This is a genomic window from Microbispora sp. KK1-11, from assembly GCF_006874435.1.
Lineage (GTDB): Bacteria > Actinomycetota > Actinomycetes > Streptosporangiales > Streptosporangiaceae > Microbispora > Microbispora catharanthi.
This window is the reverse complement of sequence record NZ_VIRJ01000021.1, coordinates 25,089-51,693: the sequence shown is the minus strand read 5'-3', so window position 1 is coordinate 51,693 and position 26,605 is coordinate 25,089. Positions and strand designations below refer to the sequence as shown.

Sequence of the window (26,605 nt, the reverse complement as noted above, 5' to 3'; positions counted from 1 at the left end):
TATTGGACATACTCCCGGGTGGTCTGCTGCCCTTGGCGTGCACTCGACTCGAAGGGGGACGCATGCGAGAGCGAAGGCGCTGGCCGTACGTCACGGCGGCGGTGCTCGTGCCGGTGGTGGCCGCGGGGGTCACGGTGTGGGCGCTGCGGACGAAGGGATCGCCCGAGGAGACCGCGCGGGACTTCCTCGCTGCCTGGTCACGCTCGGACTACGCGGCGATGCGCACGCTCGCCGCCGACCCGCCGACCGGCTTCGAAAGCGCGTACCGCCGCTTCCACGACGACCTGAAGCTCACCGGGCAGCGATTCCAGGTGACGAGCGTCCAGGACGACACCGTGCGGTTCCGGGCCCGGCTGACCGGCCCGCTGCCCATCGCGTACGACGGGAGACTCCGCCTGGTCGAGCACGACCACGCCTGGAAGGTGGCATGGACGCCGTCGGCCATCCACCCCCGGATGACCGACGGCATTCGGGTCAAGCTCACCACCGTGCCCGCGGAGCGCGCCCCGATCACCGCCGCCGACGGCACCCGCATCGACACTCCCGACGCGCCCGGCTCCGTGCAGCAGATCGCCGAGGGGCTGCGCGAGCAGTACGCCTCACGCCTGACCGGCACCTCGTCCGCCCGGGCCGACCTGGTCGACAGCCGTACGGGCTCCAAGGTCGCCACGCTCGCCGAGGGCGGATCGAAGCCCGGCAAGCCGCTGCCGACCACCCTCGACCTGCGGGTGCACCGGGCGGGGGCGCAGGCCCTGGAGGGCGTGGACAAGCCCGCCTCACTCGTCGCGCTGCGCCCGTCCACGGGCGAGGTCCTCACGGTGGTCAACAAGCCGGGCGGCTACAACCGCGCCCTGCTCGGCACGTACCCACCCGGCTCGACTTTCAAGATCGTGACCGCCTCGGCCCTGGTCGCCGGTGGCGTCACGCCCGGCCAGACCGTCGAGTGCCCGGCCGAGAAGACGATCGGCGGCTTCCCGTTCCACAACGCCGAATTCCACGACTACGGCACGCTGCGCTTCGTCGACGCCTTCGCCCACTCGTGCAACACGACGTTCGGCGACATGGCGGTGCGGCGCCTCGGCGCCGACCGCCTGTCCAAGGTGGCCTCCGACTTCGGTTTCGGCGCCAGCATCAAGATCGGGGTGCCGGCCGTGGACGCGGCCTTCCCCGCGCCGCACGACGACACCGACCTCGCGTCCGCCGCCATCGGCCAGGGGCGTGTCCTGGCCAGCCCGCTGAACATGGCGGCCGTCGCCGGCGCCATCGCCGCGGGCACCTGGCGGCAGCCCCGGCTGGTCCCGGCCTCGCTCGTCCCGGACGGCGGCACGCCCCCGCGTCCGCTGGAGCCCGCGGTGGTGTCCGCGCTGCGCCGTCTCATGCCCGCCGTCGTCAGCGAGGGCACCGCGAGCGGCGTCTCCTTCCCCGCCGGCACGGCCGGCAAGACCGGCACAGCCGAGTACGGCTCAGCCGAGGATGGCAAGAACCCCCCTACGCACTCGTGGTTCATCGGCTACAAGGGCGACCTGGCCTTCGCCGTCGTGGTCGAGGGCGGCGGCACCGGTGCGCAGGTCGCCGCCCCGGCCGCCGCCCGCTTCCTCAACGCCCTGTGACGCCAACACCCAGTGACGCCAACACCCTGTGACGCTCAGTACGGCCAGCCGGGGACGTTCAGCCGGACCCGGTAAAGGCCGAAGTTGCCGCTGTTCCCGCCACGGGAAGGAGTGCCCGAGGTGATGTACAGCGTCTGACCGTCGGGGCCGCCGAAGGCGACGTTGGTGGTGTTCAGTCCGGCGGTGATGGTGCCGAGCTGTACACCGGACGGCGCGTACACGTGGACCTTGCCGTCGTTGAAGGAGGCCTGGTAGAGGTTGCCGGCGCAGTCGATGGTCACACCGTCCGAACCGTTCAGGGACGCGAAGTCGGCGCGGGTGCCGACGCTGCCGTCGGAGTTGACCGGCCACTTGTAGATCCGGCCCGTGCCGTTGCCGCCGACGTAGAGCGTCCTGCCGTCGGGGGACAGCGCGACGCCGTTCGGCTCCCGGATGGTGTCGTCGATCAGCGAGACGACGCCGTTCTTGACCCGGAACACCCCCGTGCGGCCGGACATCTGGTCGGGCCGGTTGGCGCGCTGGAAGTCGGGGTCGGTGAAGTAGACGGTGCCGTCGGCGCCGACGGTGAGGTCGTTGGGTGAGTTGAAGACGCGGCCCTGGTAGGAGGAGGCGACCACGCCGCGCGTCCGGTCGGACAGGCGGAAGGAGGAGACGCTGCGCTGGTCGTGTGTCGCGGCCAGCAGGGTGCCGCCGTCCCGGCTGAGGGCCAGGCCGTTGCTGCCGGCATTGGGGATGAAGGTCTCGAAGGTGTTCGGCTCGGTGAACCGCAGTACGTCCGAGGGCTGGACGCCTTCCGACCCGGTGCCGTCGCGCATGAGCGACAGCAGCAGGGTCTGGGAGGTGGCGTCCCAGACCGGGCCTTCCACGAAGTTGAACCCGTCCCGGATCTTGGTGGCGGTCACCGACGATGACGGCAGCGGGTTGGGGTAGGTCGCGCCCGGCGTGCACGGTCCGACGCCGGGGCGCGGCGTGCCCGGCGTGGGGGTGACGCTCGGGCTCGGCGAGGCGCTCGGTGACACACTCGGTGACACGCTCGGGCTCGGCGAGGCGCTCGGTGACACGCTCGGGCTCGGGCTCGGCGACGGAGTGGGAGTGGGGCTGGGGCTGGGGCTGAGGGGCACGGGTCCGCTGCACATGGCGCCGTTGAGCCAGAAGGTGGTGGGCACCGGGTTGGCGCCGGTGAGGCTCGCGGTGAATCCCATGCCACTGGCCGTGGCGTTGGTCGCGAGTGAGCCGTTGTAGGGCAAGCTGGTGGCGGTCACGTGCGCGCCGGACTGCGTCCAGGTGGCGTTCCAGCCAGACGCGATCTTCTGACCGGAGTCGGGGAAGTCGAACTCCAGCTTCCAGTCGCCGATCGGGTCGCCGAGGTTGGTGATGGCCACGTCGCCCTGGAAGCCGCCGCCCCACTGGCTGACGATTTTGTAGGTCACCTTGCATCCGGCGGCGGCCGCGGCCGGCATCGTCACCGTTGCGACTCCGGCGGCGGCGGCCAGCGCGGCGGCCAGGCCGGTGGCCGCGACGGAGGCGAGACTTCGTCTCATCAGGAAGTCCTTTCGGGCGGCGACGACGGGCGGCTGCCGCCCGCGTCAGGGTGCCGGCCGGGGGCGTGAGGCCACCGGCACGCCACGCGGCGCACTGCCGGCCGCGCGTCCCGAAATTAAGCGACCGAGTGGGCGGTAGCGATCGGTCTCCGGTTACGACGTGCGCCGGGTGAGACGCGGCCAATGGTGCGGTTACCGGTCGTGCGCCGCACCGGTGGCCGCTCCAGCCTGGGCGAACGCGGCCGCCCGCCCATCCGGCGAGCCGGTCGGCGGCCGAAAGGAACCACGCCACGGCGCTGAAACGTTCAGGCCGCGTCGGGCGGGGGTCAGGGGGTCGTACTGTCGGCCGGGGTGGTGAGGCGGGCGACGGCCGCGACGACTTCGGAGGGGTTGGACAGGTCGGACAGCACGATGTCGGCGCCCGCCTCGCGCAGCTCGGCGGCCGTGGACCGGCCCGACGCCACGCCGATCATGGCAGCGCCGCCGATCTTCGCCGCCTGGACGTCACGCGTGGAGTCGCCGATCAGGACGGTGTTGCCCGCCGTGAAGACGGCGCCATACCTGGCCTTGGCCCGTCCCTGTGCGACCTGCAGCAGGGTCGCCTTCGGATAGACCTCCTCGCCGTAACCGCCCACCTCGACGTCGACCCACTTGTCCAGCCCGAACGCCTTGAGCTTGTGCACGGCGTTGCTCTTGATGGTGCCGGTGAGCACCGACTGCACGACGCCGTCGAGGCGCGAGACTGCCTTGAGCGCGTCCTTGGCGCCGGGCAGCGCGCGGCCGTCCTTGGCCAGTCGGTCGCGCCGCTCCGCGAAGCAGACGGCCAGCGCGTCGAGGAACCTCGGCAGGTGGTGGTCCTCGACGGCGATGCCGTTCACGGCCAGGGTCTCGAAGACGATCTCCGAGTCGGGGCGGCCCAGCGCCGGTGCGAGCTTCACCAGCGGCCGCCCTGTCACCATCCGGAACGCGTCCGCGTAGGCGTCGCGGGTGACGATGGCGACGTCGACGAGCGTCAGGTCGATGTTCCAGAGAACGAGGCGGTTGATCGCGGCCTCCGTGGGGGTGCGGTGTTGATCGTGCTCAGCGTACGGCCCACGCGGAGTGCCCGCTGTATCCACAACCGCCTTGATAACCCTCCTCACAGGCGGGACGAGGAGCGAGTTACCGGCCGAAATCCGCCCTGGCGCTCTCCCCGGCGCCCGTTTCCCCCGCAGCCGCCGTGACCGGAACCCGGTCTGTCCGGCATGTGGAGAGTCCGCAATTTCGCCGCGGAGTCGGCCCGAACCCACCTTCTTCCCGCTTGACGCGCGGAGATCGTAACCGTCCACCACCCCGCAAACAAGATATTGACAAGACATGTCACCGGCGGTTCTCTTAATGATCAGTAAACGTTTTTTGTACTTTCCGCGCGGTTCTTAGCTCTCGTCCCACCCTGTCCAGAATGAGGCGGACGTCGTGCATCGAAAGCTGGGTTCTACAGTGCTGGCCGCGGTCCTCGCGATCGGCCTGACCGTAACCGCCGAGGGCGGCAGCGCGGCGTACGCCGCTCCCCGCGCCGCGCAGGCCGATCCCCAGGCGCCGGGAGAAGGAGCGCCGGAGGAAGGATCGCCGACCGACGAGGCCGCCGGGCGGGCGGCCCGCGAGACCGGCCGCCCGGTCGAGGTGCTGGCCAAGCGCGGCGAGGACCGGGAGACCTACGCCAACCCCGACGGCACCTTCACCACGGTCGAGCATCTGCGCCCTGTACGGGTGCGGCAGGGCGACTCCTGGGTCGCGCCCGACACCACACTGGTCCGGCGGCCGGACGGGTCGATCGGGCCACGCGCGAGCACTGTCGGCCTGTCGCTGTCCGGCGGCGGCGACGCACCGCTGGCCCGCGTCGCCAGGGCCGGCCGCGAGATGTCGCTGAAGTGGCCCGGAGGCCTGCCAGAACCCGAACTGCAGGGCGACTCGGCCGTCTACCACGACGTCATGAAGGATGTGGACCTCGTCGTACGGGCCGACGTGGACGGCTTCTCCCACACGCTCGTCGTCAAGACCAGGGAGGCCGCGGCGAACAACGCGCTGGCCCGGCTCACGCTCGGGCTGGGCGGCGCCGGTGTCGGCGTGCGGGCGAAGGAGGGCGGCGCCGTCGAGGCGGTGGACGCCGCGGGCGGCGGAGCGCTGTTCGAGGCGCCCGCGGCGGTCATGTGGGACTCCGGCACCCCGGCCCCCGCGCTGAAGGCGGCGACCTCGGCCCCGCTGGAGCGTGGCCCCTCCGACACCTCGAAGGTCGCCGGCCTGAACGCGGCCGTGGAGGGCGGGAACCTCACCCTCACCCCCGACCGGGCGCTGCTCGACGCGCCCGACACCCGCTATCCCGTCTACATCGACCCGGTGTGGAAGACGGTCAAGGCGTCGGCCTGGGCCTACGTGTCGCGCACCTACCCCAGCACGTCGTACTACAAGTTCGGCGGCAAGGCCGACTCCGGCCTGGGTCTGTGCTCGGGCGACTCCAAGTGCGCGCCGTCCGACGTCAAGCGCATCTTCTACCGCATGCCGACCAGCGCGTACGCCGGTAAATACATCATCTCGGCCGACTTCGTCGCCAAGGAGACCTGGTCGTACTCCTGCGACGGCCGCACCGTGCAGTTGTGGCGGACCAAGGGGTTCATCGAGAGCTCGACGTGGAACTCCACCTCGGACAACTGGCTGGAGCACCTCGACACCCGTGACGTGGCCAAGGGCTGGTCGTCCAGCTGCCCGGCGGGCGACGTCGAGTTCGACGCGACCAAGGCCGTCAAGGACGCCTCGGCCGGCAAGTGGTCGACCACGACGTTCGGCCTGCGCGCGGGCTACGAGACCGACGCCTACGGCTGGAAGCGCTTCGCCGACGACGCCTACCTGCGGGTCAACTACAACACCCCGCCGCCCCAGCCGAAGATGTCGGACCTGTCGATGAACCCCGGCGGCACCTGCGTCTACTCCCCCGCCCCCGCCGTACGCGTGCCTCCCACCATCTCGGCGGTCCTGTACGACGCCGACTCCGCCGACGCCAAGAAGGTGTACGCCGAGTTCGGCGCTACCTGGGACGGCGCGCAGAAGTGGTCGTCGGGCAAGATCGGCCCGAAGACCACCGGCTCGACCTTCCAGGTCACGCTGCCGGCGTCGATTCCCGAGAAGAAGACCATCAACTGGTACGTCCGCACCTGGGACGGTTACCAGTACAGCCCGTGGAGCTACGCGGGCGACGCCACCGCGTGCTACTTCAGCTACGACAAGAGCGTGCCGGCGGCTCCCACGCTGTCGTCGACGGCGTACCCGCAGTCGGACCCGGAGAACGAGGCCGATCCCTGGTATGACGGCGTGGGCCGCTACGGCCGGTTCACCGCGGCCTCGTCCTCGACCGACGTGGTCAAGTACTGGTTCGGCGTCAACTCCAACCCGACCTCCGCGAACGAGCGCAAGCCGTCCAGCGCGGGCGGAGCGGTGACCATCGACATCGCACCCGACCACGCCGGACCGAACTACCTCACGGTCAAGGCGTTCGACGCGGCCGGCAACTCCAGCGAGATCGGGCGCTACGTGTTCCGCGTGAAGGCGGGCTCCCCGGCCAAGGCCCAGTGGGCCCTGGACGAGCCGATCGACTCCACCCAGGTGGCCGACGTCTCGGGCGCCTACCCGGCGACCGTGTACGGCGGGGTGACGCTCGGGGTGGACGGCATGTCGAAGACCGCCATTCAGACCAACGGCACCAACGGCTACGCCAAGACCGCCGGTCCTGTGCTAGACACGCGCAACGGCTTCGCGGTGTCGGCCTGGGCGCGGCTGCCCGCGACCAAGCCCACGCACGCCGGGATCATCGCGACCCAGATCGGGAGCCTGCGCAGCGGTTTCGAGCTGTACTACTCCTCCGGCTACGACCGGTGGATCTTCAACCGCTACAACAACGACACGACCGACGGCACGATCACCCGGGCGATCGGCACCGCCTCGCCGCAGGGCAGCGAATGGACCCATCTCGTCGGCGTGTACGACGCGGTGGCCAAGAACATCAAGCTGTACGTCAACGGGCAACTCCAGGCCACGACGGCCTACACGACCCCGTGGAACGCCACCGGCCCTGTGCAGATCGGCGCGGGCTGGTACGGCACGCTCGACGCCTTCTTCCCCGGAGAGATCGACGACGTGCGGCTGTTCGACCGCATCGTCACGCCCGAGGAGGTCGGCAACCTGTTCACCCAGCACCCCGTGGTGGCGGCGCGCTGGAAGCTGAACGACTCCGCCTCCGCCGTACGGGCCGCCACCTCCTACTGGAAGCTCGACGAGGCCGCCGGGGCCCCGCGCGCGGAGGAGGCGGGCGGCGCCTACCCGGCCGGCCCGCAGGGCGGCGTCACGTTCGGCTCGGCCGGGCGGTTCGGCAAGGCCGTGCACCTCGACGGCACGACCGGCTACCTCAAGACCGGCGGCCCGGTCCTGCCCGACACCACCAAGAGTTTCTCGGTGTCGGCCTGGGCGAAGCTCCCTGCGACCAAACCGACCCACGCCGCGATCATCGCGACGCAGGCCGGCGCCCGGCGCAGCGGGTTCGAGCTGTACTACTCCTCCAGCTACGACCGGTGGATCTTCAACCGCTACAACAACGACAACGACGACGACGTGATCACCCGGGCCCAGTCCACGGCCGTGCCCGAGGGCGGCGTCTGGACTCACCTCGCCGGCGTGTACGACGCCGCGAACAAACAGATCAGGCTCTACGTCAACGGCAAGCTCAACTCCACGACGGCCTTCACCACGCCGTGGAAGGCCACCGGCCCGGTGCAGATCGGGGCCGGCTGGTACGGCACGCTGAAGTCCTTCTTCCCCGGCGAGATCGACGACGTGCGGCTGTACGACCAGATCATCAGCGATTCGGAGATCGCGACGCTGGCGTCCGGCGCCTCGCTGACCATCGCCGCCGACGACGGCCCGTCCGGGCGCCACGTCACGCTGAACGGCAACGCCAGGATCGACCAGGGAGCCGGCTGGGTGGGCACCCCGCCGGGCGGCCTGGTGCTGGACGGCGACGGCGACTACGCCGCCACCTCCGTCCCGGTCGTCCGCACCGACGAGAGCTTCACGATCGCGGGCTGGGTGACCACCGCGGGACGGCCGTCCAGAGCCGCGGCGGTCTTCAGCCAGGAGGGCTCGGTCAACAGCGCGTTCACCCTGCGCTACCGGCCCGACCCGGCCGACCCCGCCAACGCTGGCGGCTACCAGATCGAGATGCCGGACAAGGACGCGACCGGCGCGGCCCGGCCGACCGCCGAGCATTCGGCCTTCCAGTCCGGCTTCGACTGGGACCACGTGGCGATCGTGTACGACGCCTTCCAGGACGAGATGCGGCTCTACGTGAACGGCGAGCTGGAACAGGTCGAGGACACGGTGTCCTGGCGCCACAACGTGATCGGCTTCAACGCGGGCAAGGGGCTCCAGCTCGGCCGCACCAAGGCGGACGGCGCATGGAGCGAGTACTGGCCCGGCGTGATCGACGACGTGTGGGCCTTCCAGGGGATCGCGACCGAGGAACAGATCCAGATGCTGGCCGGCGGCGCCGAGCTGCCCACGGATACCGGCCTGTAAGAACACCGGCCTGTAGAGAACCGGCGACTCGAAATCGAAACCAGGCCCGGCCGCCGCGCGGCGGCCGGGCGGGAGGTTGCGCATGAACGGGTTCCCCCACCCGACAAGACGTGCCCGCCGCCTGTTCAGCCGGCGGTTCAGGCAGCGGTTCAGACGCAGGGTCGCCGCGGTCACGGCGCTGGCCACCGTCGCCGCGTCCCTGGTCGCCCAGCCCGCGCAGGCGGCGGCCCCCGACGCGGGACGCCCCGAGGTGAAGAGCGCCGAGCGCGTGGTCCGCGGCGAGACGCTGAGCGTCAAGCCCCGCCGCCCCGACCCGGCGGGCGCCCCCGCCAAACGGCGGCCCGCGTCCGGCGAGGTGAAGGTCACCTCCCCCGGCGCCGTGCGGATGATGGACCGCGCCGCCGCCGAGCGCGTGGGCGCCGACGCCGCCCTGTTCACGGTCGACGCCGCCGGAGACAGGGCGTCGAGTGTCACCGTCGACTACTCGGGCCTCGCCGACGACTTCGGCGGCGCGTACGGCAGCCGGCTGCGCCTGGTCCGGTTGCCCGCCTGTGCGCTGACCACCCCCGACCGGCCCGCCTGCCGTACGGAGACGCCGGTCCGCGCGCGCAACGACGCGGCGAGCCGCACGCTCACCGCCGCGGTCCCGGCAGAGGCGACGGTGCTGGCCGCCGTGTCCGGCGACTCCAGCGACAAGGGCGACTACAAGGCCACCAAGCTGTCGCCGTCGGCCACCTGGACCGTGGCCGAGCAGTCGGGCGACTTCTCCTGGTCCTATCCCCTGCGGGTGCCGCCCGTCCCCGGCGAGCTGACGCCCAAGGTGGAGATCGGCTACTCCTCCGGCGCGGTGGACGGCCGCACGTCCAACACCAACAACCAGCCGTCCTGGGTGGGCGAGGGCTTCGACTACTGGCCCGGTTACATCAAGCGCGCCTACAAGCCCTGCGCCGACGACGGGGCGCCGAAGGACCAGTGGGGCACGCCGCCCGGCGACCAGTGCTGGGCGTACGACAACGCCGTGATCAGCTGGAACGGGCGCGGCGGCGAGCTGATCCAGGCGTCCGACGGCACGTGGCGGATGAAGAACGACGACGGCACCCGGGTCGAGCGGCTGAAGGACACGGCGAAGGCCAACGGCGACGACGACGGGGAGTACTGGAAGCTCACCACCCCCGACGGCGTGCAGTTCTTCTTCGGGCTCAACCGGCTGCCCGGCTGGAGCAGCGGCAAGCCGGAGACGAAGTCGGCCTGGACGCACCCGGTGTTCGGCAACGACGCGGACGAGCCGTGCCACGGCTCCACCTTCGCCTCCTCGTGGTGCCAGCAGGCCTACCAGTGGAACCTCGACTACGTCGTGGACCCGCGCGGCAACGCCATCTCGTACTACTACCAGCAGGAGGGCAACCACTACGGCCGCGACCTCAAGCCCGAGGACGAGACGCCGTACGTGCGCGGCGGCTGGCTCGACCGCATCGAGTACGGCCAGCGCTCCGACACCCTCTTCACCGCCAAGGCCCCGGCACGCGTGGTGTTCGGCGTCTCCGAGCGGTGCCTGAAGACCGACGCCTTCGACTGCGACCCGAGCAAGATCGGTTCGAATCCCACCAAGTGGCCGGACGTGCCGTACGACCTGAACTGCAACGCCGGCACGGAGTGCAAGGCGACGCACGGCACGCTCGCGCCCACGTTCTGGTCGCGCAAGCGGCTCACCGGCGTGACCACGCAGGTGATCAAGGCCGACGGCACCTACCGTGACGTGGACGACTGGACCCTCGACCACCTGTGGGGCGACGCGGACATCGACCAGGCCCTGCTGGTGAAGTCGATCACGCACACCGGTCGCGCGGCCGGCAGCCCGGTGGCGCTGCCCTCGGTGACCTTCAACCACGTGCAGCTGCCCAACCGGGTCGACAAGCAGGGCGACGACATCCCGCCGTTTATCAAGTACCGCCTCGGGGCGATCTACGACGAGTCGGGCGGGCAGATCGACGTCAACTACTCCGACGCCGACTGCGCGCTCGGCTCGCTGCCCACCCCGGAGACCAACACCCGGCGCTGCTTCCCCGTCAAGTGGACGCCCGCCGGATACGACGACCCGATCACCGACTGGTTCCACAAGTACGTCGTCACCCAGGTCGTGCAGACCGACCGCACCGGCGGCTCCCCCGACGCGCTGACGACGTACGAGTACCTCGACGGCGCCGCCTGGCACTATGACGACGACGACGGCATGACCAAGGAGAAGTACAAGACCTGGTCGCAGTGGCGCGGCTACGGCCGCGTACGGGTGCGGACCGGCGGCTGGAACGACCTGCGCTCCCTGGTCGAGACGCGCTACCTGCGCGGCATGAACGGCGACAGGGCCGGGCCGAGCGGCGGGACGAAGAAGGTCACGGTCTCCGACGGCGAGGGCGGCAGCGTGACCGACGAGGACCCTCTGCAGGGGTTCGAGCTCAAGCGGACCGAATACGAGGACGTGGACGGCGCGGTCGCGGTCAAGACCGTCAACACGCCCTGGTACAAGGAGACGGCCAAGCGCACCCGGAGCTGGGGCACCGTCACCGCGAACATCGTCAACGTCGCCACGTCGCACACGTGGACCGCGATGGACGGCGGCGGCTGGCGGGAGACCGAGACCGGGACGAAGTACGAGCCCGTCGCCGGCCTCACCACCGAGGTGGACGACAAGGGCGACCTGTCCACCACCGCCGACGACCGGTGCACCCGCACCACCTACGCCCAGGACACCAAGTCCTGGATGCTGAAGTATCCGTCCAGGGTGGAGACCGTCGCGGTGGCGTGCTCGGCGACCCCCGACCGGTCCAAGCAGGTCGTCGAGGACGACCGCACGTTCTACGACAACGGCGCCTTCGGGGCCGCGCCCACCAGGGGCGACATCACCCGCGTCGAGACGATCGCCGCGCACGACGGCACCACCGCGACGTACGTCGCCAAGGAGGTCTCGACGTACGACTCCTACGGCCGCGAGCTGACCACCAAGAACGCGGCCGGCCACGTCACGACCACGGCCTACACCGACACCGGCGGGCTGAACACGGGCGTGAAGGTCACCGGCCCGCCCGTGGTCCCCGGCGACGCATCCACGGCCCACGTGACCAGCCAGGAGAAGGACCCGGCGTACGGGTTCGAGACCGTCAAGATCGACGCGAACGGCAAGCGCACCGACCTGGAGTACGACGCGCTCGGCCGCCTCATGAAGGTGTGGATGCCCGACCGGTCGAAGGCGGCGGAGCAGACGCCGAACCTGGAGTTCAGCTACCGCATCGTGGACGGCCAGATCGTCGCCATCGGCACGAAGAAGCTCGACGCCGAGGGCGGCCAGACCCCGCCGACCTACGAGCTGTACGACGGACGCCTGCGGCTGCGCCAGACCCAGGAGCCCGGGCCGGACGGCGGCCGCCTGGTCAGCGACAAGTTCTACGACTCCCGCGGCAACGTGGCCCGCGAGTACGGCCAGTACTACTCGACCGAGGCCCCCGCCACGAAGCTGTTCGGCGCGTACGAGGGCGACGTCGAGTCGCAGAAGGTGTTCGACTACGACGGCCGCAACCGGGTGACGGTCGAACGGTTCCTCGTCGGCAACGGCGAGACCAAGGAGAAGTGGCGCACGGTCACCAGCTATGGCGGCGGCAGGGTCACCGTGGACCCGCCGACGGGTGACACGCCGGTGACCACGCTGACCGACGCGCGCAACCAGATCGTCGAGCTGCGCCAGTACAAGGGCGACTCCCCCACCGGCGACTACGACAAGACGACCTACACCTACACGCCCGCCGGCAAGCTCTCGACCGTCAAGGACCCCGCGGGCAACGTCTGGACGCACTTCTACGACCTGCGCGGGCGGGAGACCGAGGTGCGCGACCCCGACAAGGGGACGACGAAGACGACGTACGACGACCTCGACCACGTGCTGACCACCACCGACGCACGCGGCAAGACGATCTTCAACGTCTACGACTCCATGGGCCGCAAGACGGAGACCCGTGAGGGCTCCGCGACCGGCCCGCTGATGGCGTCGTGGGCCTACGACACCGTGCGCAAGGGACAGGCGTCCAGCGCCACGAGGTACGTGAACGGCCAGGCGTACACGACCACGTTCAACGCCTACGACAACCTCTACCGGGCCATCCGGACGACCGTGACGATCCCGTCCGCCGAGGGCGCGCTCGCGGGCAGCTACGTGTTCGACACGCGCTACAAGCTGGACGGCACCGTCCAGTCGGCCACCTATCCCGACGCGGGCGGCCTGCCGGCCGAGACGGTCGTCTACTCCTATGACGACCTGCGCCGGCCCACCACCATGTCGGGCCTGTCGCCGTACGTCACCGACTCGATCCACAGCCTCACGGGCAAGCCCGAGCAGTACGAGCTGTCCACCGGCGGCAAGAAGACCTGGTTCACCTACTCCTACGAGTACGGCACCCAGCGCCTCCAGTCGTCGCGGGTGGACCGCGAGGACGTGGCGGGCGTGGACCGCAACGCCACCTACACCTACGACGCCGTGGGCAACGTCGTCTCGATCTCCGACGTGTCCCGCAGTGGCACCGACACCCAGTGCTTCGCCTACGACTACCTGCGCCGCCTCACCGAGGCCTGGACGCAGGGCACCCAGTCGTGCGCGGGCGCGCCGAGCGCGAGCGTCATCGGCGGCGTCGCGCCCTACTGGCAGTCGTTCGGGTACGACGTGACCGGCAACCGCACGAAGGAGGTCGAGCACGGCGTCGGCGGCGCGGCCGACACGACCAGGGCCTACGGCTATCCGGCCCCCGGCTCGCCGCACCCGCACGCCCTGTCCGGCGTGACCCAGACCGGCGGCGCCGGCGCCCGCACGGAGTCCTACGCCTACGACGAGACCGGCAACACCACCGGCCGCACGATCGGCGCCACGGCCCAGACACTGGAGTGGGACGTCGAGGGCCACCTGGCCAAGGTGACCGAGGGCACGAAGGTCACCTCCTACGTGTACGACGCCGACGGCAACCGGCTCATCCGGCGCGACCCCGGCGGCACCACGCTCTACCTCCCCGGGTTGGAGCTCCGCCTGGACAAGACCACGGCCAAGGTCCAGGGGACCAGGTACTACACCCACGACACCGTGACGGTCGCGGTGCGCACCACCGCGGGCGTGAAGTTCCTGGCCGCCGACCAGAACGGCACGTCGGAGCTGGCGATCGACGCGGCGAACCAGTCGCTGACGCAGCGCCGGTTCAAGCCCTTCGGCCAGTTGCGGGGATCACCCCCGGGCTCCTGGCCGGGTGAGAAGGGCTTCGTCGGCGGCACCGTGGACGAGTCGACCGGTCTCACCCACCTCGGGGCGCGTGAGTACGACCCCGCCACCGGCAGGTTCATCAGCGTCGACCCGATCATCGACCCGCACGACCCGCAGCAGATGAACGGCTACGCCTACGCCGGCAACAACCCCGTCACCTTCACCGACCCCGACGGCAAGTTCTGGGGCAGCTGGCTGGCGATCCTCCTGGCGCTCCTGCGGGCCCTGCTCGCCGTCCTCAACCACGGAGGCGGCGGAGGGGGGAACCACGGCGGCGGCGGCGGAGGCCACGGCGGTGGCGGCGGCTACACCGGCGGTGGTGGCGGCGCTCCGCACCGCTCAGGCCCGAGCTTCGGCTCCACGGTCAAGAGCAACACCCTGGCCAGCGTCGATCCGCGCAAGTTCACCGCGCTGGGCTGGCTGGCGTACGGACTGGGCGGCCCCGCGGACATGCTCAACACCTGGGGGGAGAACTTCAAGGAGAGCCGCCGGGTCATGGCCGGCCTCTACAAGCTCAAGTCGGTCAGCTATCCGGAGGGCAACTGGCTGACCAAGTGGCTGTGGCAGGGGCTCAGCAAGTGGTACGACGCCAAGGCCACCCGGATCGAGGCGCGCGGCATCAAGTGGGGCGGCCGGCTCGGCAAGGCGGGCAAGTTCGTCGGCAGGTTCGGGGTCGTCGCCACCTTCGCCGACGGCGCGCTCACCCAGTGGAACAGTGACTCCGGCAAGGACATCAACACCGGTGAGAAGGTCGCGCGGGCGACCATCCGCGGGGCGGCGGTCGCGGGCGGCTCCTACGCGGGCGCCACGATCGGCGCGGCGGCGTGCAGCCCGGGCGTCGTGCTCGCCGCGGTCTGCGGCGCCGCCGGGGCGTACGTCGGCGGTATGGTCGGCGGCGTCGTCGGCGACACCGCGATCGCCGCGTACGACCACATGCGCAAGCCGGTGGTGAACACCGTCAAGTCGGTCGGGTCGGGTATCAAGAAGGGATGGAAGAGTCTCTTTGGTTAGCATGACGGGCGCTCTGGCCGACACGGCCGAGGTCGTGGGCTATCCGCACGCGCCGGTGTGGGCGGTGCTCGCCGCCGCCCTGCTCGCGATCCTCGGCTTCGTCAACCACGTCAGGTTCGTCCGCGGCGGGCCCGGCGGCACCTGGGCGGCGCGCTACTTCGACACCGACAACCCCAAGGAGCTGCGCAACCTGCCGTTCGCGCAGCTCCCCGGGGCCGTCATGCTCGCGATGTGGGCCGTGATGCTCGCCTACACGCGGGTCTCCGGCCAGGAGACCTGGGACGCGATCATGGGGCTGTTCCTGTTCGCGTCGTTCGTCGCCGGAGGCGTGGCGGTCAAGCGGCTCTACCGGCCGCCACGCAGGGCCAAGCCCCGGTGGCTGCTGGAGGAGGAGGAACGCCAGGCCCGCTGACGCGTCAGACGAGGTCGAGGGCGTCGGCCAGCGAGTCCACCACCGGGACCCCGACGCCCTCCAGCTCCGACCGCCTGGTCATGCCGCCGGTGTAGAGGATGGCGCGGGCGCCCACGTGCTGGGCCGCGTGGGCGTCGTCCACGCTGTCGCCGATGACGACGACCTTCGCCGAGTCGAGGCCGAGCGCGCGCAGGTGCTCCACCATGTGCTCGGCCTTGTGGCCGCCGGTCGCCGAGCGCGAGCCGTCGATCCGGGTGAAGTGGCCGTCGATGCCGAACTCGCCGGTCTTGCGGACCAGCCGTTCGTGGCCCCACATGGACAGCAGCGACTGCGTGCGGCCCGACTCCTCCCAGGCGCGCAGGCTCGACAGCGCCCCTTCGGCGAGGCTGCACGCCTCCATCAGCCGGTGGTAGTGCTCGTGGAAGCCCGCGTCGAGCAGTTCCCACTCGCCCTCTCCGAGCGGCCGGCCGAGCATCCGCTCGTACGCCACCCAGATGGGGCGGGTGTACACCTCGCGGAAGCCCTCCGCGTCGTACGGCCCCAGGCCGTACGGCAGGAAGAGCTCGTTGGTCGCGCCGACGACGGCGTCGATGTCGTGGAAGAGCGTCCCGTTCCAGTCCCAAACAATGTGTGTCATCTCGCCTCCAGCTTAGACGCCGGGCGTGACAACTCCATGAACTCCGCGGGTCAGGCGAGCAGATCCGGGATCTCCTGCGTGGCGTACCACAGCAGTTCGTGGTCCTCCACACCGTCCACGACGAACTGCGCGTCGTCGTCCCCGCCGTCGGCCGCGAACAGCGCCGCGATCGCCGCCTCGACGTCGGGCAGGGCGTCGGCGTCGTCCAGGTGGACCGAGGCGACCAGCCGCATCGGGATCGGCTCCAGCACCCGCACGCGGGCGCGCTCCTCCAGATCGGCTCCGGCCTTCACGGTCTCGTCGGGCACCTCGGCCGCGATCACCACCCGCCGGGCGGCCACCTCGACGCCGTCCTTGCGGTCGGCGGCCAGCATGCGCAGGGAGGCCCGGGCGGCCTCGGTCAGCGCGACGTACTCCAGCTCCTCGGTGTCACCCGACGCGTACCACTCGATCAACGCGGGGGTGACCGCGAAGCCGGTCAGCGGGGCCGGGCCCAGCTCCCCCGCGGCGACGACGCGCGCCAGGGCGGGGATCGTGGACGGCAGATAGACGCGCATGCGTTCCTCGACTCGGTCTCTGATTGAAGCTACGGACGGGCGGCGACGCCGGGCCCGTGGAAAGGCAGGCCGAACAGGCGCTCCATCTCGGCGATGGTCTCCGAGGGATCGCTGTGATGGACCCCGACCAGGCCGATCGCGCGGGCCGCCACGATGTTCGCCTCGATGTCGTCGACGAACACGCACTGCCCCGGCTCGAGCCCCAGCAGGCCGAGCGCATGCCGGAAGATCCGCTCCTCGGGCTTGCGCATGCCGACCTCTCCCGAAATGACGACCGCGTCGAAGAGGACCTCCCAGTCCTCACGCGAGTAGTGGTCGCCCCAGGAGTTGGACACCAGGCAGGTGCCGAGCCCGGCCGTCCGGGCCTGGCGGAGCATCTCGTTCATCTCCTCGACCGGCCGGAACCCGGCGAACATCCGGGCCAGCAGGCCGTCGGCCTCCGGCGGGCCGCCGTCGAGGGTCACCAGCCGGGCCGCCAGGGCGCGCTCGAACTCCAGGACCGGAATCTCGCCCCGTTCGAGCGCGTGGATCGGGTTCTCGCCGTCCGGCTCGACACCGGCCCGGTACGCCTGCGTGACCAGCGCGCGCATGACCTCCCGGTAGTGCCGGGGGTCGATCCGGTCCGCCTCGATCCACTCCGCGACGGACTCGGCCAGGCTCGTGGTCAGAACCCCGCCCCAGTCGATCAGCACACCCTTGAGCACAACGCCTCCCACCCGACGTGCCTACAAATATAGGGAGTGGTCAGTCGGGCCGCTCGAAGGGCTTGAGCACGCCGCCGAACCACTCGTCGACGGCGTCCGGCCCGAACGACTCGCCGGGCGCCAGCTCCCGCAGCGCGTCACTCACCATCTGACGGCTCTGCCGTTCCGCGTCCTGCTGCGCCCGGTGCAGGGCCAGCAGGAGTTCCTCGGCCAGCGTCCGGCTGGGCAGGCGCATGGCACGAGGCTCGATGACGACCTCCCGCACCTGGCCGTACACCGTCGTGACGACCTTGATCCGGCCGTCCGCCGCCCGGCCGTGGCCGGTGACGGCCTCGATCTCGCGCTGCCCGTCCTCCAGCCATGCCTCGATCCGTGCGGCACGCTCCGCGTCCTGCTCCAGGTCGTCGGCATACCGGTCGTACTCGTCCGCTCCCGCGTCCAGCTCCTGGGCGAGCTGGTCGAACCGATATCGCACGAACGTCTCGTCGAGCGGGGCGGCCAGCCCGGTCACCCGGGCCTGGGCGGCGGCGACGAGCTCGTCCGTCCTCTCCTTCGCGGCGTCCTGGGCGGCCCTGATCGCCCTCGTGACCTCCGCGCTCAAAACGGCCGCGTCGAGCCGCATGGCCCGCGGATCCAGTGTGATCGCGGTGACCTGTCCCCGGCCGTCGGCCCTGGCCCTCACCAGGCCGTCGGCGCCCTCCCCTTCGCCGGTGACCTGCCGGATCCCGGCCTGGACGTCCGCGAGGCCGCGCATGACGTCCTCGGCCTGGCGAATCATCTGCTCAAGCAGCTCCAGGTCGCTGCCCCCCGGAAACGACAGGGACAAGTGTTCCTCCACAAAAAGGACAAAAGGCTTTTACTGTGCAATTCACCCGTCCGTAATTCGCGGGTCATGCTAACGTGCCGCGCATGTACGGGGAACTTGGCATCGAACACAGCGAAGTGGACAGGGCCTCCTCTCGTCTGGCGGAGCACGGCGACGAGTTCGTGACCGCCCTCCAGTATCTGCGCGAGCGGGCCGGCGCCTCCTCGTGGGGTGACGACGGCCTGTTCGGCGCTTTCGTGGCCGCGTACAACCGCTCCGCTCTGACGGCCGTCGAGGCGTACGCGCGGCTCGGAGGGACGGTGGGCGGCACGGGAGACGCGCTCGCGGTCGTGCGCCGGCGGGTGTCGGACGCCGAGGGCGACGCGGGGCGCCAGATCGCGGGGGCGCACGGCGAAACGGGCCCGGCATGGGCTTGATGCCGCCGGACTGGGCACAGCCGATCGCGAGCCTGGTGAACTTCCCGAAGATCGACGAGGCCGACATCCGCGCGGAGATCCGCCCGTGGCAGGTCGTGCAGGCCGGCGCCGCCTCCGGGGGAAGCGGCGCGGAGGGCGAGGTCAGGCGGCTGCCGGGGGTGTACCAGGGCGTGTCCGCCGACGCGATGCGCACCAACTGGAACACGACCGGCACCACAGAACACCTCCGCACGGCCGTCGGGGCCGCCGCGTACGCGCCGGCGGTGCTCGAAGGCACCGCCACCGCGGTGACCGCCACGAAGGTGGCCATCATCACGCAGGCCATGGCGGGCGCGACCAAGCTGGCCGCGACCCTCGTCGCGGGCGGCCCGTTCGCCGCGGCCTCGGCGACGGCGGGGCTCCTCGCCACCCGGTACGCCATGCGGAAGATCCTCAGGGAGGCCGAGGAGGGCGGCGCCCGGGTTCTGGCCCCGGCCGTCACGCGGCACATCACCGAACCGCTGGAACGCATCCTGAAGAACACCCGCGGCCCCTTCGGAGGCGGCCCGTCCCTGGCGGGGGCGGGCGGCCCCCACGTTCCCCTGAGGGGCACGCCCGTGCGGACGGCGGGTGAGACGGGGCCCCGCGGCGGCATCAAGCTCGACATGGGCAGGAGCCGCAAGCCCTATTCGAGGCAGACCGGCCCCCAGCTGTCCTCGGCGGAGCAGGCGGCGCTGGACGCGAAGAAGGCCGGTCAGCCGTACGACAGGAAGGCCGCCAAGGCGGCCGAGCAGAAGGTGAAGACCGGCGAGAAGCTCGACGGTGACCGCAACGCGCAGAAGCGCGGCACCCAGTCCAACCAGGGCAACGCGAATCAGCAGCAGGGCCAGCAGCAAGGCCAGCAGAATCAGAACACCCAGGGCAAGAAGAAAAGGCGTTTCCTGTAGGGACTGTCATGACCAAGCCAATTTCAAGCCAGATGTACCATTTCACCCAGAACAATCCGGAAGGGATTGGACAGGACAGCGTGCCTGCGCTGCTCCGCCGGGTCGCGACCACGATCGAGGAGCTGGGCCAGGTCGAGGTGTACGACCTGGTCATGCACAACGAGGTCACCGACGACGGCACCGACTGGCCGTCGATCACGGTGTACTTCGACTACAGCCAGGTCGACGAGCCGGAAGAGGACGAGCCAGAAGGAGACGCGCCCGCCGTCACCTGACGGCGGCGAAGACGCGCTCCGCGACCTTGCGGTGCGCGGCGGACTTCAGCGCGCCGGGGTCGGTGCTGATCGGGCCGAAGACGCCGCGCTTCTCCTTCAGCCGCAGGATCCGCAGCGCCGACTCGTCGATCCTGCGTTCGGAGATCCGGCCCGACTTCACCGCGTCGAGGACGGCGTCGTACGCCTTGGGCAGGTTCGGCGGCATGAGGAGCATGTCGGCCCCGGCGAGCACGGCCCGCACGGCGACCTCCGCGTCGCCGTACTTCTTCCGCACCCCGGCCATGTCGAGCGCGTCGGTGCTGATCACACCGTCGAAGCCGAGTTCCTGGCGAAGCAGGCCGGTGAGGATGCGGTGGGACAGCGTCGCGGGGTCGCCCGAGGGGTCGAGCTTCGGCATCACCACGTGTGCCGACATGATCGCGTCCACGTCGTGCGCGATCGCCGCGCGGAACGGCGGCGCGTCGAGCTTCCGCCACTGCGTCTTCGAGTGCGTGATGACCGGCAGGCCCGTGTGGCTGTCGACCGAGGTGTCCCCGTGGCCGGGGAAGTGCTTGGCGACGGAGGCCACGCCCGCCGCGTGGAAGCCGTCGACGGCCGCCCCGACCATCGCGGCCACCTTCCCCGGGTCGGAGCCGTAGGCGCGGGGCCCGATCACGGGGTTGCGGGGGTTGATGTTGACGTCGGCGACCGGCGCGAAGTCGAGCGAGATACCGAGGTCGCGCAGTTCCTCGCCGGTCGCCCTGGCGACGTCGCGCGCGTTCCCCGTCTTGCCGGTCTCGCCGATCTCCGACGCGCCGGGGAACTTGGTGACGAGAGACTTGAGCCGGGAGACGAGGCCGTTCTCCTGGTCCACGCCGATCATGAGCGGCGCCTCGCCGGACCTGGCCGCCGCCTCGCGCAGGCCGGTGGTGAGCGCGGCCACCTGGCCCGCGCCGGAGACGTTGCCCGCCCAGTCGAACAGGATCACCCCGCCGGGGCGGAACTTCTCCACCACCTGCGCCGGCGTCGCCACGCCGTAGCGCGCCTCGTTCTCCTTGCTCGCCGCCCCGGCCTTCTGGCCCCACACCACGATGGTGAAGAGCTGCGCGACCTTGTCCCGCAGGCTCATCGCCGCGAGCGTCCGCTCGGCCAGGCTTCCCGATGGGCGGGCCGAGGGCGCCGAGGAGGGCGACAGGGACGGGGATGCCACCGGAGACACCGGCGCGGACGCGCGCGGCGAGGGCGCCGGACTCGCGGCGCCGATGCCGGACGAGCATCCGGTCACGAGGAGGGCGGCGAGCATGACGACACCGTGTCTGATTCGTGGCACGTTCTTTACCGTAGCCGTGCCCGGCCGTGACCGGGCCAGGAACCCGGTCACGGCCCCGCTGTGGGCGGTCAGAACGCGAGTGCCTCCAGGCCCGGCAGTTCCGCGCGTGCGGCGGCCTTGGCGGCCTGCGCCGAGGTGGCCGACCGCGCCGCGGCGGCGGCGTCGCGGCACTGCGCGAGCGTGTGCCGCGACAGGGAGGCGCGCACCCAGGGCAGCGCGGGGGCGCCCATGGACAGCGAGGTGACCCCCATGCCGACGAGCACGCAGGCGAGCACCGGATCGGCCGCGGCCTCGCCGCAGACCCCGCAGCCCTTGCCCGCCGCGGAGGCCGCGGAGGCCGCCATCGCGATCAGGTCGAGCACTGCCGGATGCCACGGGTCCTGCAGCCCGGCGACGGCACTGACCTGGCGGTCGGCCGCGAGCGCGTACTGCGTGAGGTCGTTGGTCCCGATCGAGAAGAAGTCGACGGCCCGGATGAGGTCCGCCGCCCGCAGCGCCGCCGACGGCACCTCGATCATGATGCCCGCGCCGTCGAGCCCCGCCGTACGGCAGGCCTCGGCGAACCACTCGGCCTCCTCGACGGTGGCCACCATCGGCGCCATGACCTGGACCTTGGCCGAGACGCCCGCCGCGGCCCGCGCCAGCGCGCCGAGCTGGGCGGTCATGATCTCCGGATACCGGCGGAACATGCGCAGGCCGCGCTCCCCGAGCGCCGGGTTCGGCTCCTCCTCCGGCGGCGGCAGGAACGCCAGCGGCTTGTCGGCGCCGGAGTCGAGCGTGCGTACCACCACGCGGCCCTCCGGGAACGCCTCGAACACCGTCCGGTAGGCCTCCTCCTGCTCGCTTCCCGACGGCGCGGTCTCGCGATCGAGGAAGAGGAACTCGGTGCGGTAGAGGCCGACGCCCTCGGCGCCGTTGGCCAGCGCGCTCTCCAGGTCGCGGGGGCCGCCGATGTTGGCGAGCAGGGGAACGGGGTGCCCGTCGGCGGTCGCGCCTGGGCCTGTGGCCGCCGACAGCACCGCCCGCCGTGCCTCCTCGGCGGCACGCGCCTCGGCCACGCGGGCCGGGTCAGGCGCGAGCAGCACCTGCCCGGACGCGCCGTCGACCAGCACGGGGGTGCCGGGGGCGATCGCCGTCGCGCCGGCGCAGCCGACGACGGCGGGCACGCCCATCGAGCGGGCGAGGATCGCCGTGTGGCTGGTCGGCCCGCCCTGCTCGGTGACGAACGCGGCGACCACGTCCTTCGACAGCAGCGCGGTGTCGGCCGGGGCGAGGTCCTTGGCGACGAGCACGAACGGCTCGGCGGCGCTGGCCGGCACGCCGGGCATGGGCAGGCCGGTGAGCACGGCGATCACCCGGTCGCGGATGTCGTCGAGGTCCGCCACGCGCTCGGCCAGGTAGCCGCCGGCCGCCGCGAGCAGGTCCCGATACTTGCCGAACGCGTCGAAGACGGCGCGCGGGGCGGCCACGCCACGCTCGATGAGCTCGCCGACCTCCACGGCCAGGCTCGGGTCGCGGGCCATCAACGCCTGCGCGCCGAGCACCTCCTGGGCCTCGCCGCCCGCCCTGGCGCCCCGCGCCTCCAGGTCGGCGGCCACCTCCTCGACCGCCCGCTCGGCGCGGGCCCGCTCGGCGGCGGCGTCGCCGTCGTGGCGCGCCTCCTTGTCGGGCTCGGGTATCTCACCCGCCAGCACATGGGCCGGGCCGTACCCGGCGCCGGGGCTGACCCCGGTACCGGCAAGCACAGTGTCGGCAAGCCCAGTGCCGGCCGGCGACCGCGCGCCGTTCTCGTCCCCCGCCGTCGTCCCCGTCTTCCGCTGTCCGTCCACCGGCGTCAGGAGGCCGAGGCGATCTGGGCGAGCTCGTCGAGCAGCTCTTCCGCGCCCTCGCCGTCCGCGCTGATGACGATCGACTCCCCCTGCCGTACGTCGAGCGCCAGAACCGACAGGATGCTCTTCGCGCTCACCGGCGATCCGCCCGCCTTGGCGATGGTGACGTCATAAGGCGCCTTCGCCGCGGTCTGCACGAACGTCGCCGCCGGGCGGGCGTGGAGCCCGACCTCGGACGCGACGCTGACTGTGCGTTCGGCCACGTTTCCTCCTCCTGCGACGGTGGTCTAGACCGCCGGTAGTTCCGTCAAAGGCCAGTCAATACCCGACATATCGGGTATTACCAGATCCGCGTGTGACAGTTCATCCGGATGATGGGTGGTGGCCACCGCAACGCACGTCATACCCGCGGCCCGAGCCGCCGCTATCCCGGCGAGCGAGTCCTCGAACACCACACACGTGGCCGGATCCACGGCGAGCAGGTCGGCCGCCATGAGGTAGCCGGACGGATCCGGCTTCCCGACGGTCACGTCCTCGGCGGAGACGATGGTCCGTACCATCTCCACGACGCCGATGTCGGTGAGCCGCTCCACCGCCCACCACCGCTGGGCCGAGGTGACCAGGGCCAGCGGAGCCCCCTGCTCCGCGACCCGGGACACCAGCTCCGCCGCCCCCGGCACCGGCACGATGTCGGGCAGGTCCGGATGGTCGTAGTAGGAGCGGATCTCCTCCATCACGACCTCCGGGTCCATGCCGGGCAGCACCTCGGGGACGACGTCCACCCCGCGGCGGCCCATGACGCGCCGCAACAGCGTCTCGTCGTACGTGATGCCGCGGTCGTCCAGGAACATCCGCCACAGGGCGCGGCTGCGGACCTCGGTGTTGACCAGGGTGCCGTCGAGGTCGAAGAGCGCGGCCTCCATCACCTGAGCATCACGACCACTCGAAGAGCGGGTCGCCCGCGTTGACGCCGCCCTCGGCGACCTCGCCGACCGAGCCCGCCACGGCGTCGAGCGCCACCACCGGGCACACCGGCGAGCGGCCGCCGGCCTCGACCGCCGCGGGGTCCCAGGCCACGACGGGCTGCCCGGCGCCGACGCGGTCCCCCTCCGCTGCGAGCAGGCGGAAGCCCTCGCCCTTGAGTTGCACGGTGTCGATGCCGAGATGCACCAGCACGCCCCTGCCGTCGTCCCCCACCACGACGTACGCGTGCGGGTGCAGCTTCACGATCGTGCCGCTGATCGGGGCCAGTGCCTCGACGGGCCGCCGGAGGGGGTCGATCGCGGTTCCCGGGCCGACCATCGCCTGCGAGAACACCGGGTCCGGCACGGCGGCCAGGCCGATGGCCGCCCCCGCGATCGGGGCGAGAACAGTCGTCAATGAAGAGCCCTTCCCTGAGATCCGGGCAGGCGTCGCCACAGGTCCGCCCGAGACCGGCGGACCCGCGACGATCTCCCGGGTTCAGCCGATGATGTCCTCGATGTCGCTGGCGATGGTGTCGGCCTCGGGGCCCACCACGACCTGGACGACATTGCCCGCCGCCATCACTCCGTGGGCGCCGGCCGCCTTGAGCGCGGCCTGGTCCACCTTCGAGGCGTCGTGCACCTCGGTGCGCAGCCGCGTGATGCACGGCTCCACTTCGATGATGTTGTCGGCGCCACCGAGCCCGGCGATGATCGCCTCGGCGTCTGCAGCCATGGGGGTCCTCCTGTTGTTTCGGCCGGTCTGTCGTCAGTCGGTCTGCGTGACCTTCTTCAGACCGCGGGGGGAATCGGGGTCGATACCGAGCCTGCGCGCGAGCGCCTCGGTGAGCAACTGCCCGGGGACGATGAGTCCCAGCGGAGCCACCCACTCGGGCAGGTCCGGACCGTTCAGGGCGGCGGTCGAGGCGGCGGCGAGCCGTTCGCCGCCCCCGACGCCGAAGGCGGCGGCGCCGGCGCCGGTGACCCGCTCGGCCAGCGCGACCGTGCCCGCCAGTGTCGGGCCCTGCCCGGCCGCCACCAGGATCGCCGGGGTCTCGGCGTCCACGACCGCGATCGGACCGTGCAGCAGGTCGGCGTACGACAGGCCCATGGCGTGCAGGTAGCACGCCTCCTTGAGCTTGAGCGCCAGCTCCAGCGCGGTCGAGAACGCCAGGCCGCGGCCGGACACGACGACGCCGGGCTTGTCGGCCAGGCCCTCGACCACGGCGTCCAGGTCGCCGGGGTCGGAGATCAGCTTCTCCACCGCGTCCGGCACCCGGCGCAGGTCGTCGGGGTTCACGTCGGCGCCGAGGCCGATCGCGAGCACGGCCAGCGCGGCGAGCTGGGTCGTGTAGGTCTTCGTGGCCGGGACGGCCTTCTCCTCGCCGGCGAGCGTGCACAGCGCGAGGTCGGCGGCCTGGGCCAGCGGCGACTCCTCGCCCCCGTTGGTGATCGCGACGGTCTTCGCGCCGCAGTCCTTCGCCCACTGGAGGGTTTCGACGATCTCCTCCGTACGGCCCGACTGGGACAGGCCCACGGCCAGCACCCCGTCGAGGTCGAGCCTGCGGCGATAGGTGGTGGCGACGGAGGGGGCGCCCATCGCGGCCATCCGGCCCGCCCGCGCCTCGATCAGGTAGCGGCCGTAGACCGCCGCGTTGTCCGAGGTCCCGCGGGCGACGAACAGCAGGTGGCGGGTGTCCCGCGCGACCGCCTCGACGTCGCCGGTCCTCGGAAGGAGGGCGTCCAGCGTCGCCCGAATCGCCGCGGGCTGCTCGGCGATCTCACCGCGCATCCTGGTCGTCATCGATGATCATCCTCTGCTTGGCGAGATTTGTCCGTTATCGATCCGTCGCCGGCCCATACATTGACACACATTTCCCGGCTGTGGTCTAGTCCGGACTAGACCAGTAAGAACCTTAACTTATTCGGACGATCCTGAGCGAGAGGGGAGGGATCAGTGGCCCAGATCGATCCGGACAGCCCGGTGCCCAAGTACTTCCAGCTGCGGGAGATCCTGCTCGACCTCATCGAGAGCAACGAGCTGCCGATCGGCGCGGCGATCCCCTCCGAACGTGACCTGAGCCAGCGCTTCGACCTGTCTCGTATGACGGTACGGCAGGCCGTCGACCACCTGGTGTCCGAGGGCCGGTTGCACCGGGTCCCGGGCAAGGGAACGTTCGTGGCCCGCCCGAAGATCGAGCTGGCACTCCAACTCACCTCCTTCACCGACGACATGCGGGCGCGCGGCATGGAGCCGGGCTCCCGCGACCTGGACCGGCGGGTGGTCCGGGCCAGCGCCCACCTCGCACGGCAGCTCGGCATCCAGCCGGGAGACGCCGTCCACTTCATCGAGCGGCTACGCACGGCGGACGGGGAACCGCTGAGCATCGAGCGCGCCCACATCCCGGTCGCGCTCGCACCCGACCTCGATGCCTACGACCTGACCGGCCGATCCCTGTACGCCCTGCTCGAGTCCCGCTACGGACTCGTGATGGACGCCGGGGAGCTCACCATCGACGGCGGCCTCGCCGATCCGAGCGACGCCGATCTGCTCAAACTGCCCCGGGGCGGGGCCGTGCTGCTGCTGCAGCGCCGGTCCTTCGCCGGCGGGGTATGCGCCGAACTCGGCGTCTCCACCTATCGCGCCGACCGCTACCAGCTCCGGACGCTCCTCGGAGCCCCGGCCAGACGCCTCTAGT

21 protein-coding genes are annotated in these 26,605 nt (G+C 71.3%); 8 read left to right on the top strand and 13 right to left on the bottom strand.

Annotated elements, in window-relative coordinates; all coding sequences use genetic code 11:
- Positions 1 to 62 precede the first annotated feature (62 nt).
- Entirely contained in the window at positions 63 to 1,610 is a 1,548-nt protein-coding gene (locus FLW16_RS26775) for a penicillin-binding transpeptidase domain-containing protein (RefSeq protein ID WP_142562907.1), read from the top strand.
- Positions 1,611 to 1,645: 35 nt separating this feature from the next.
- Here FLW16_RS26775 and FLW16_RS26770 read toward each other — a convergent pair whose 3' ends face one another.
- Both FLW16_RS26770 and FLW16_RS26765 read right to left on the bottom strand, forming a co-directional pair.
- Positions 1,646 to 3,151: an SMP-30/gluconolactonase/LRE family protein gene (locus FLW16_RS26770; protein ID WP_221891311.1), complete on the bottom strand. Its 1,506-nt coding sequence runs from the start codon at positions 3,149 to 3,151 to the stop codon at positions 1,646 to 1,648.
- 326 nt (positions 3,152 to 3,477) lie between these two features.
- Complete coding sequence (locus FLW16_RS26765) at positions 3,478 to 4,197, bottom strand: HAD family hydrolase (RefSeq protein ID WP_142562999.1); 720 nt, start codon at positions 4,195 to 4,197, stop codon at positions 3,478 to 3,480.
- Between the two features lie 409 nt (positions 4,198 to 4,606).
- On the opposite strand from FLW16_RS26765, the gene FLW16_RS26760 reads away from it, so the two are divergent.
- The 3 genes from FLW16_RS26760 (at position 4,607) to FLW16_RS26745 (ending at position 15,465) form a co-directional block, all read left to right on the top strand.
- Positions 4,607 to 8,752, top strand: a complete 4,146-nt coding sequence (locus tag FLW16_RS26760; protein ID WP_142562906.1) for a LamG-like jellyroll fold domain-containing protein — start codon at positions 4,607 to 4,609, stop codon at positions 8,750 to 8,752.
- 82 nt (positions 8,753 to 8,834) lie between these two features.
- Positions 8,835 to 15,053: an RHS repeat-associated core domain-containing protein gene (locus FLW16_RS43935; RefSeq protein WP_185949609.1), complete on the top strand. Its 6,219-nt coding sequence runs from the start codon at positions 8,835 to 8,837 to the stop codon at positions 15,051 to 15,053.
- A gap of 1 nt (position 15,054) precedes the next feature.
- Complete coding sequence (locus tag FLW16_RS26745; RefSeq protein WP_142562905.1) at positions 15,055 to 15,465, top strand: hypothetical protein; 411 nt, start codon at positions 15,055 to 15,057, stop codon at positions 15,463 to 15,465.
- Between the two features lie 4 nt (positions 15,466 to 15,469).
- Here the strand turns inward: FLW16_RS26745 and FLW16_RS26740 are convergent, their stop codons facing one another.
- Genes FLW16_RS26740 through FLW16_RS26725 form a run of 4 tightly spaced genes read right to left on the bottom strand, consistent with a single transcriptional unit; the run spans position 15,470 to position 18,189 of the window.
- On the bottom strand, positions 15,470 to 16,102 hold the full coding sequence (locus FLW16_RS26740) for an HAD family hydrolase (protein WP_142562904.1): 633 nt from the start codon (positions 16,100 to 16,102) through the stop codon (positions 15,470 to 15,472).
- A 50-nt stretch (positions 16,103 to 16,152) separates the two neighbouring features.
- Entirely contained in the window at positions 16,153 to 16,659 is a 507-nt protein-coding gene (locus tag FLW16_RS26735) for a DUF6912 family protein (RefSeq protein ID WP_142562903.1), read from the bottom strand.
- Between the two features lie 29 nt (positions 16,660 to 16,688).
- Entirely contained in the window at positions 16,689 to 17,363 is a 675-nt protein-coding gene (locus tag FLW16_RS26730; RefSeq protein ID WP_142562902.1) for an HAD family phosphatase, read from the bottom strand.
- 40 nt (positions 17,364 to 17,403) lie between these two features.
- Positions 17,404 to 18,189 carry a YbaB/EbfC family nucleoid-associated protein gene (locus FLW16_RS26725; protein ID WP_142562901.1) on the bottom strand — a complete coding sequence of 262 codons (786 nt, stop codon included), beginning with the start codon at positions 18,187 to 18,189 and terminating at the stop codon, positions 17,404 to 17,406.
- An 83-nt stretch (positions 18,190 to 18,272) separates the two neighbouring features.
- Between FLW16_RS26725 and FLW16_RS26720 the strand changes: the two genes are divergently transcribed.
- The 3 genes from FLW16_RS26720 (at position 18,273) to FLW16_RS44635 (ending at position 19,806) form a co-directional block, all read left to right on the top strand.
- Complete coding sequence (locus FLW16_RS26720) at positions 18,273 to 18,605, top strand: hypothetical protein (RefSeq protein WP_142562900.1); 333 nt, start codon at positions 18,273 to 18,275, stop codon at positions 18,603 to 18,605.
- The gene (locus FLW16_RS26715; protein WP_142562899.1) at positions 18,596 to 19,531 is read left to right on the top strand and encodes a hypothetical protein; all 936 of its coding nucleotides are present in this window, start codon (positions 18,596 to 18,598) and stop codon (positions 19,529 to 19,531) included. The genes FLW16_RS26720 and FLW16_RS26715 overlap by 10 nt, the downstream gene beginning before the upstream one ends.
- An 80-nt stretch (positions 19,532 to 19,611) precedes the next feature.
- A complete protein-coding gene (locus FLW16_RS44635; protein ID WP_221891310.1) occupies positions 19,612 to 19,806 on the top strand; it encodes a hypothetical protein in 195 nt (64 codons plus the stop codon).
- On the opposite strand, the gene FLW16_RS26705 is transcribed toward FLW16_RS44635, so the two are convergent.
- The 7 genes from FLW16_RS26705 to FLW16_RS26675 form a co-directional block, all read right to left on the bottom strand.
- Entirely contained in the window at positions 19,799 to 21,115 is a 1,317-nt protein-coding gene (locus FLW16_RS26705; RefSeq protein ID WP_260615613.1) for a glycoside hydrolase family 3 protein, read from the bottom strand. The two genes, FLW16_RS44635 and FLW16_RS26705, sit on opposite strands and share 8 nt — an antisense overlap.
- A gap of 68 nt (positions 21,116 to 21,183) precedes the next feature.
- A complete protein-coding gene (gene ptsP / locus FLW16_RS26700; RefSeq protein ID WP_142562997.1) occupies positions 21,184 to 22,860 on the bottom strand; it encodes a phosphoenolpyruvate--protein phosphotransferase in 1,677 nt (558 codons plus the stop codon).
- A gap of 89 nt (positions 22,861 to 22,949) precedes the next feature.
- Positions 22,950 to 23,207, bottom strand: coding sequence for an HPr family phosphocarrier protein (locus tag FLW16_RS26695; protein WP_142562898.1), 258 nt, complete (start codon positions 23,205 to 23,207; stop codon positions 22,950 to 22,952).
- Positions 23,208 to 23,231: 24 nt separating this feature from the next.
- Positions 23,232 to 23,867, bottom strand: coding sequence for an HAD family phosphatase (locus FLW16_RS26690; protein WP_142562897.1), 636 nt, complete (start codon positions 23,865 to 23,867; stop codon positions 23,232 to 23,234).
- 10 nt (positions 23,868 to 23,877) lie between these two features.
- Entirely contained in the window at positions 23,878 to 24,324 is a 447-nt protein-coding gene (locus FLW16_RS26685) for a PTS glucose transporter subunit IIA (RefSeq protein WP_142562896.1), read from the bottom strand.
- An 81-nt stretch (positions 24,325 to 24,405) separates the two neighbouring features.
- Positions 24,406 to 24,642: a glucose PTS transporter subunit EIIB gene (locus FLW16_RS26680; protein ID WP_030509331.1), complete on the bottom strand. Its 237-nt coding sequence runs from the start codon at positions 24,640 to 24,642 to the stop codon at positions 24,406 to 24,408.
- Positions 24,643 to 24,675: 33 nt separating this feature from the next.
- A complete protein-coding gene (locus FLW16_RS26675) occupies positions 24,676 to 25,710 on the bottom strand; it encodes an SIS domain-containing protein (protein WP_142562895.1) in 1,035 nt (344 codons plus the stop codon).
- Positions 25,711 to 25,863: 153 nt separating this feature from the next.
- Here FLW16_RS26675 and FLW16_RS26670 point away from each other — a divergent pair, with 153 nt between their 5' ends.
- A complete protein-coding gene (locus FLW16_RS26670) occupies positions 25,864 to 26,604 on the top strand; it encodes a GntR family transcriptional regulator (RefSeq protein WP_142562894.1) in 741 nt (246 codons plus the stop codon).
- The last annotated feature ends 1 nt before the right edge of the window (position 26,605 follow it).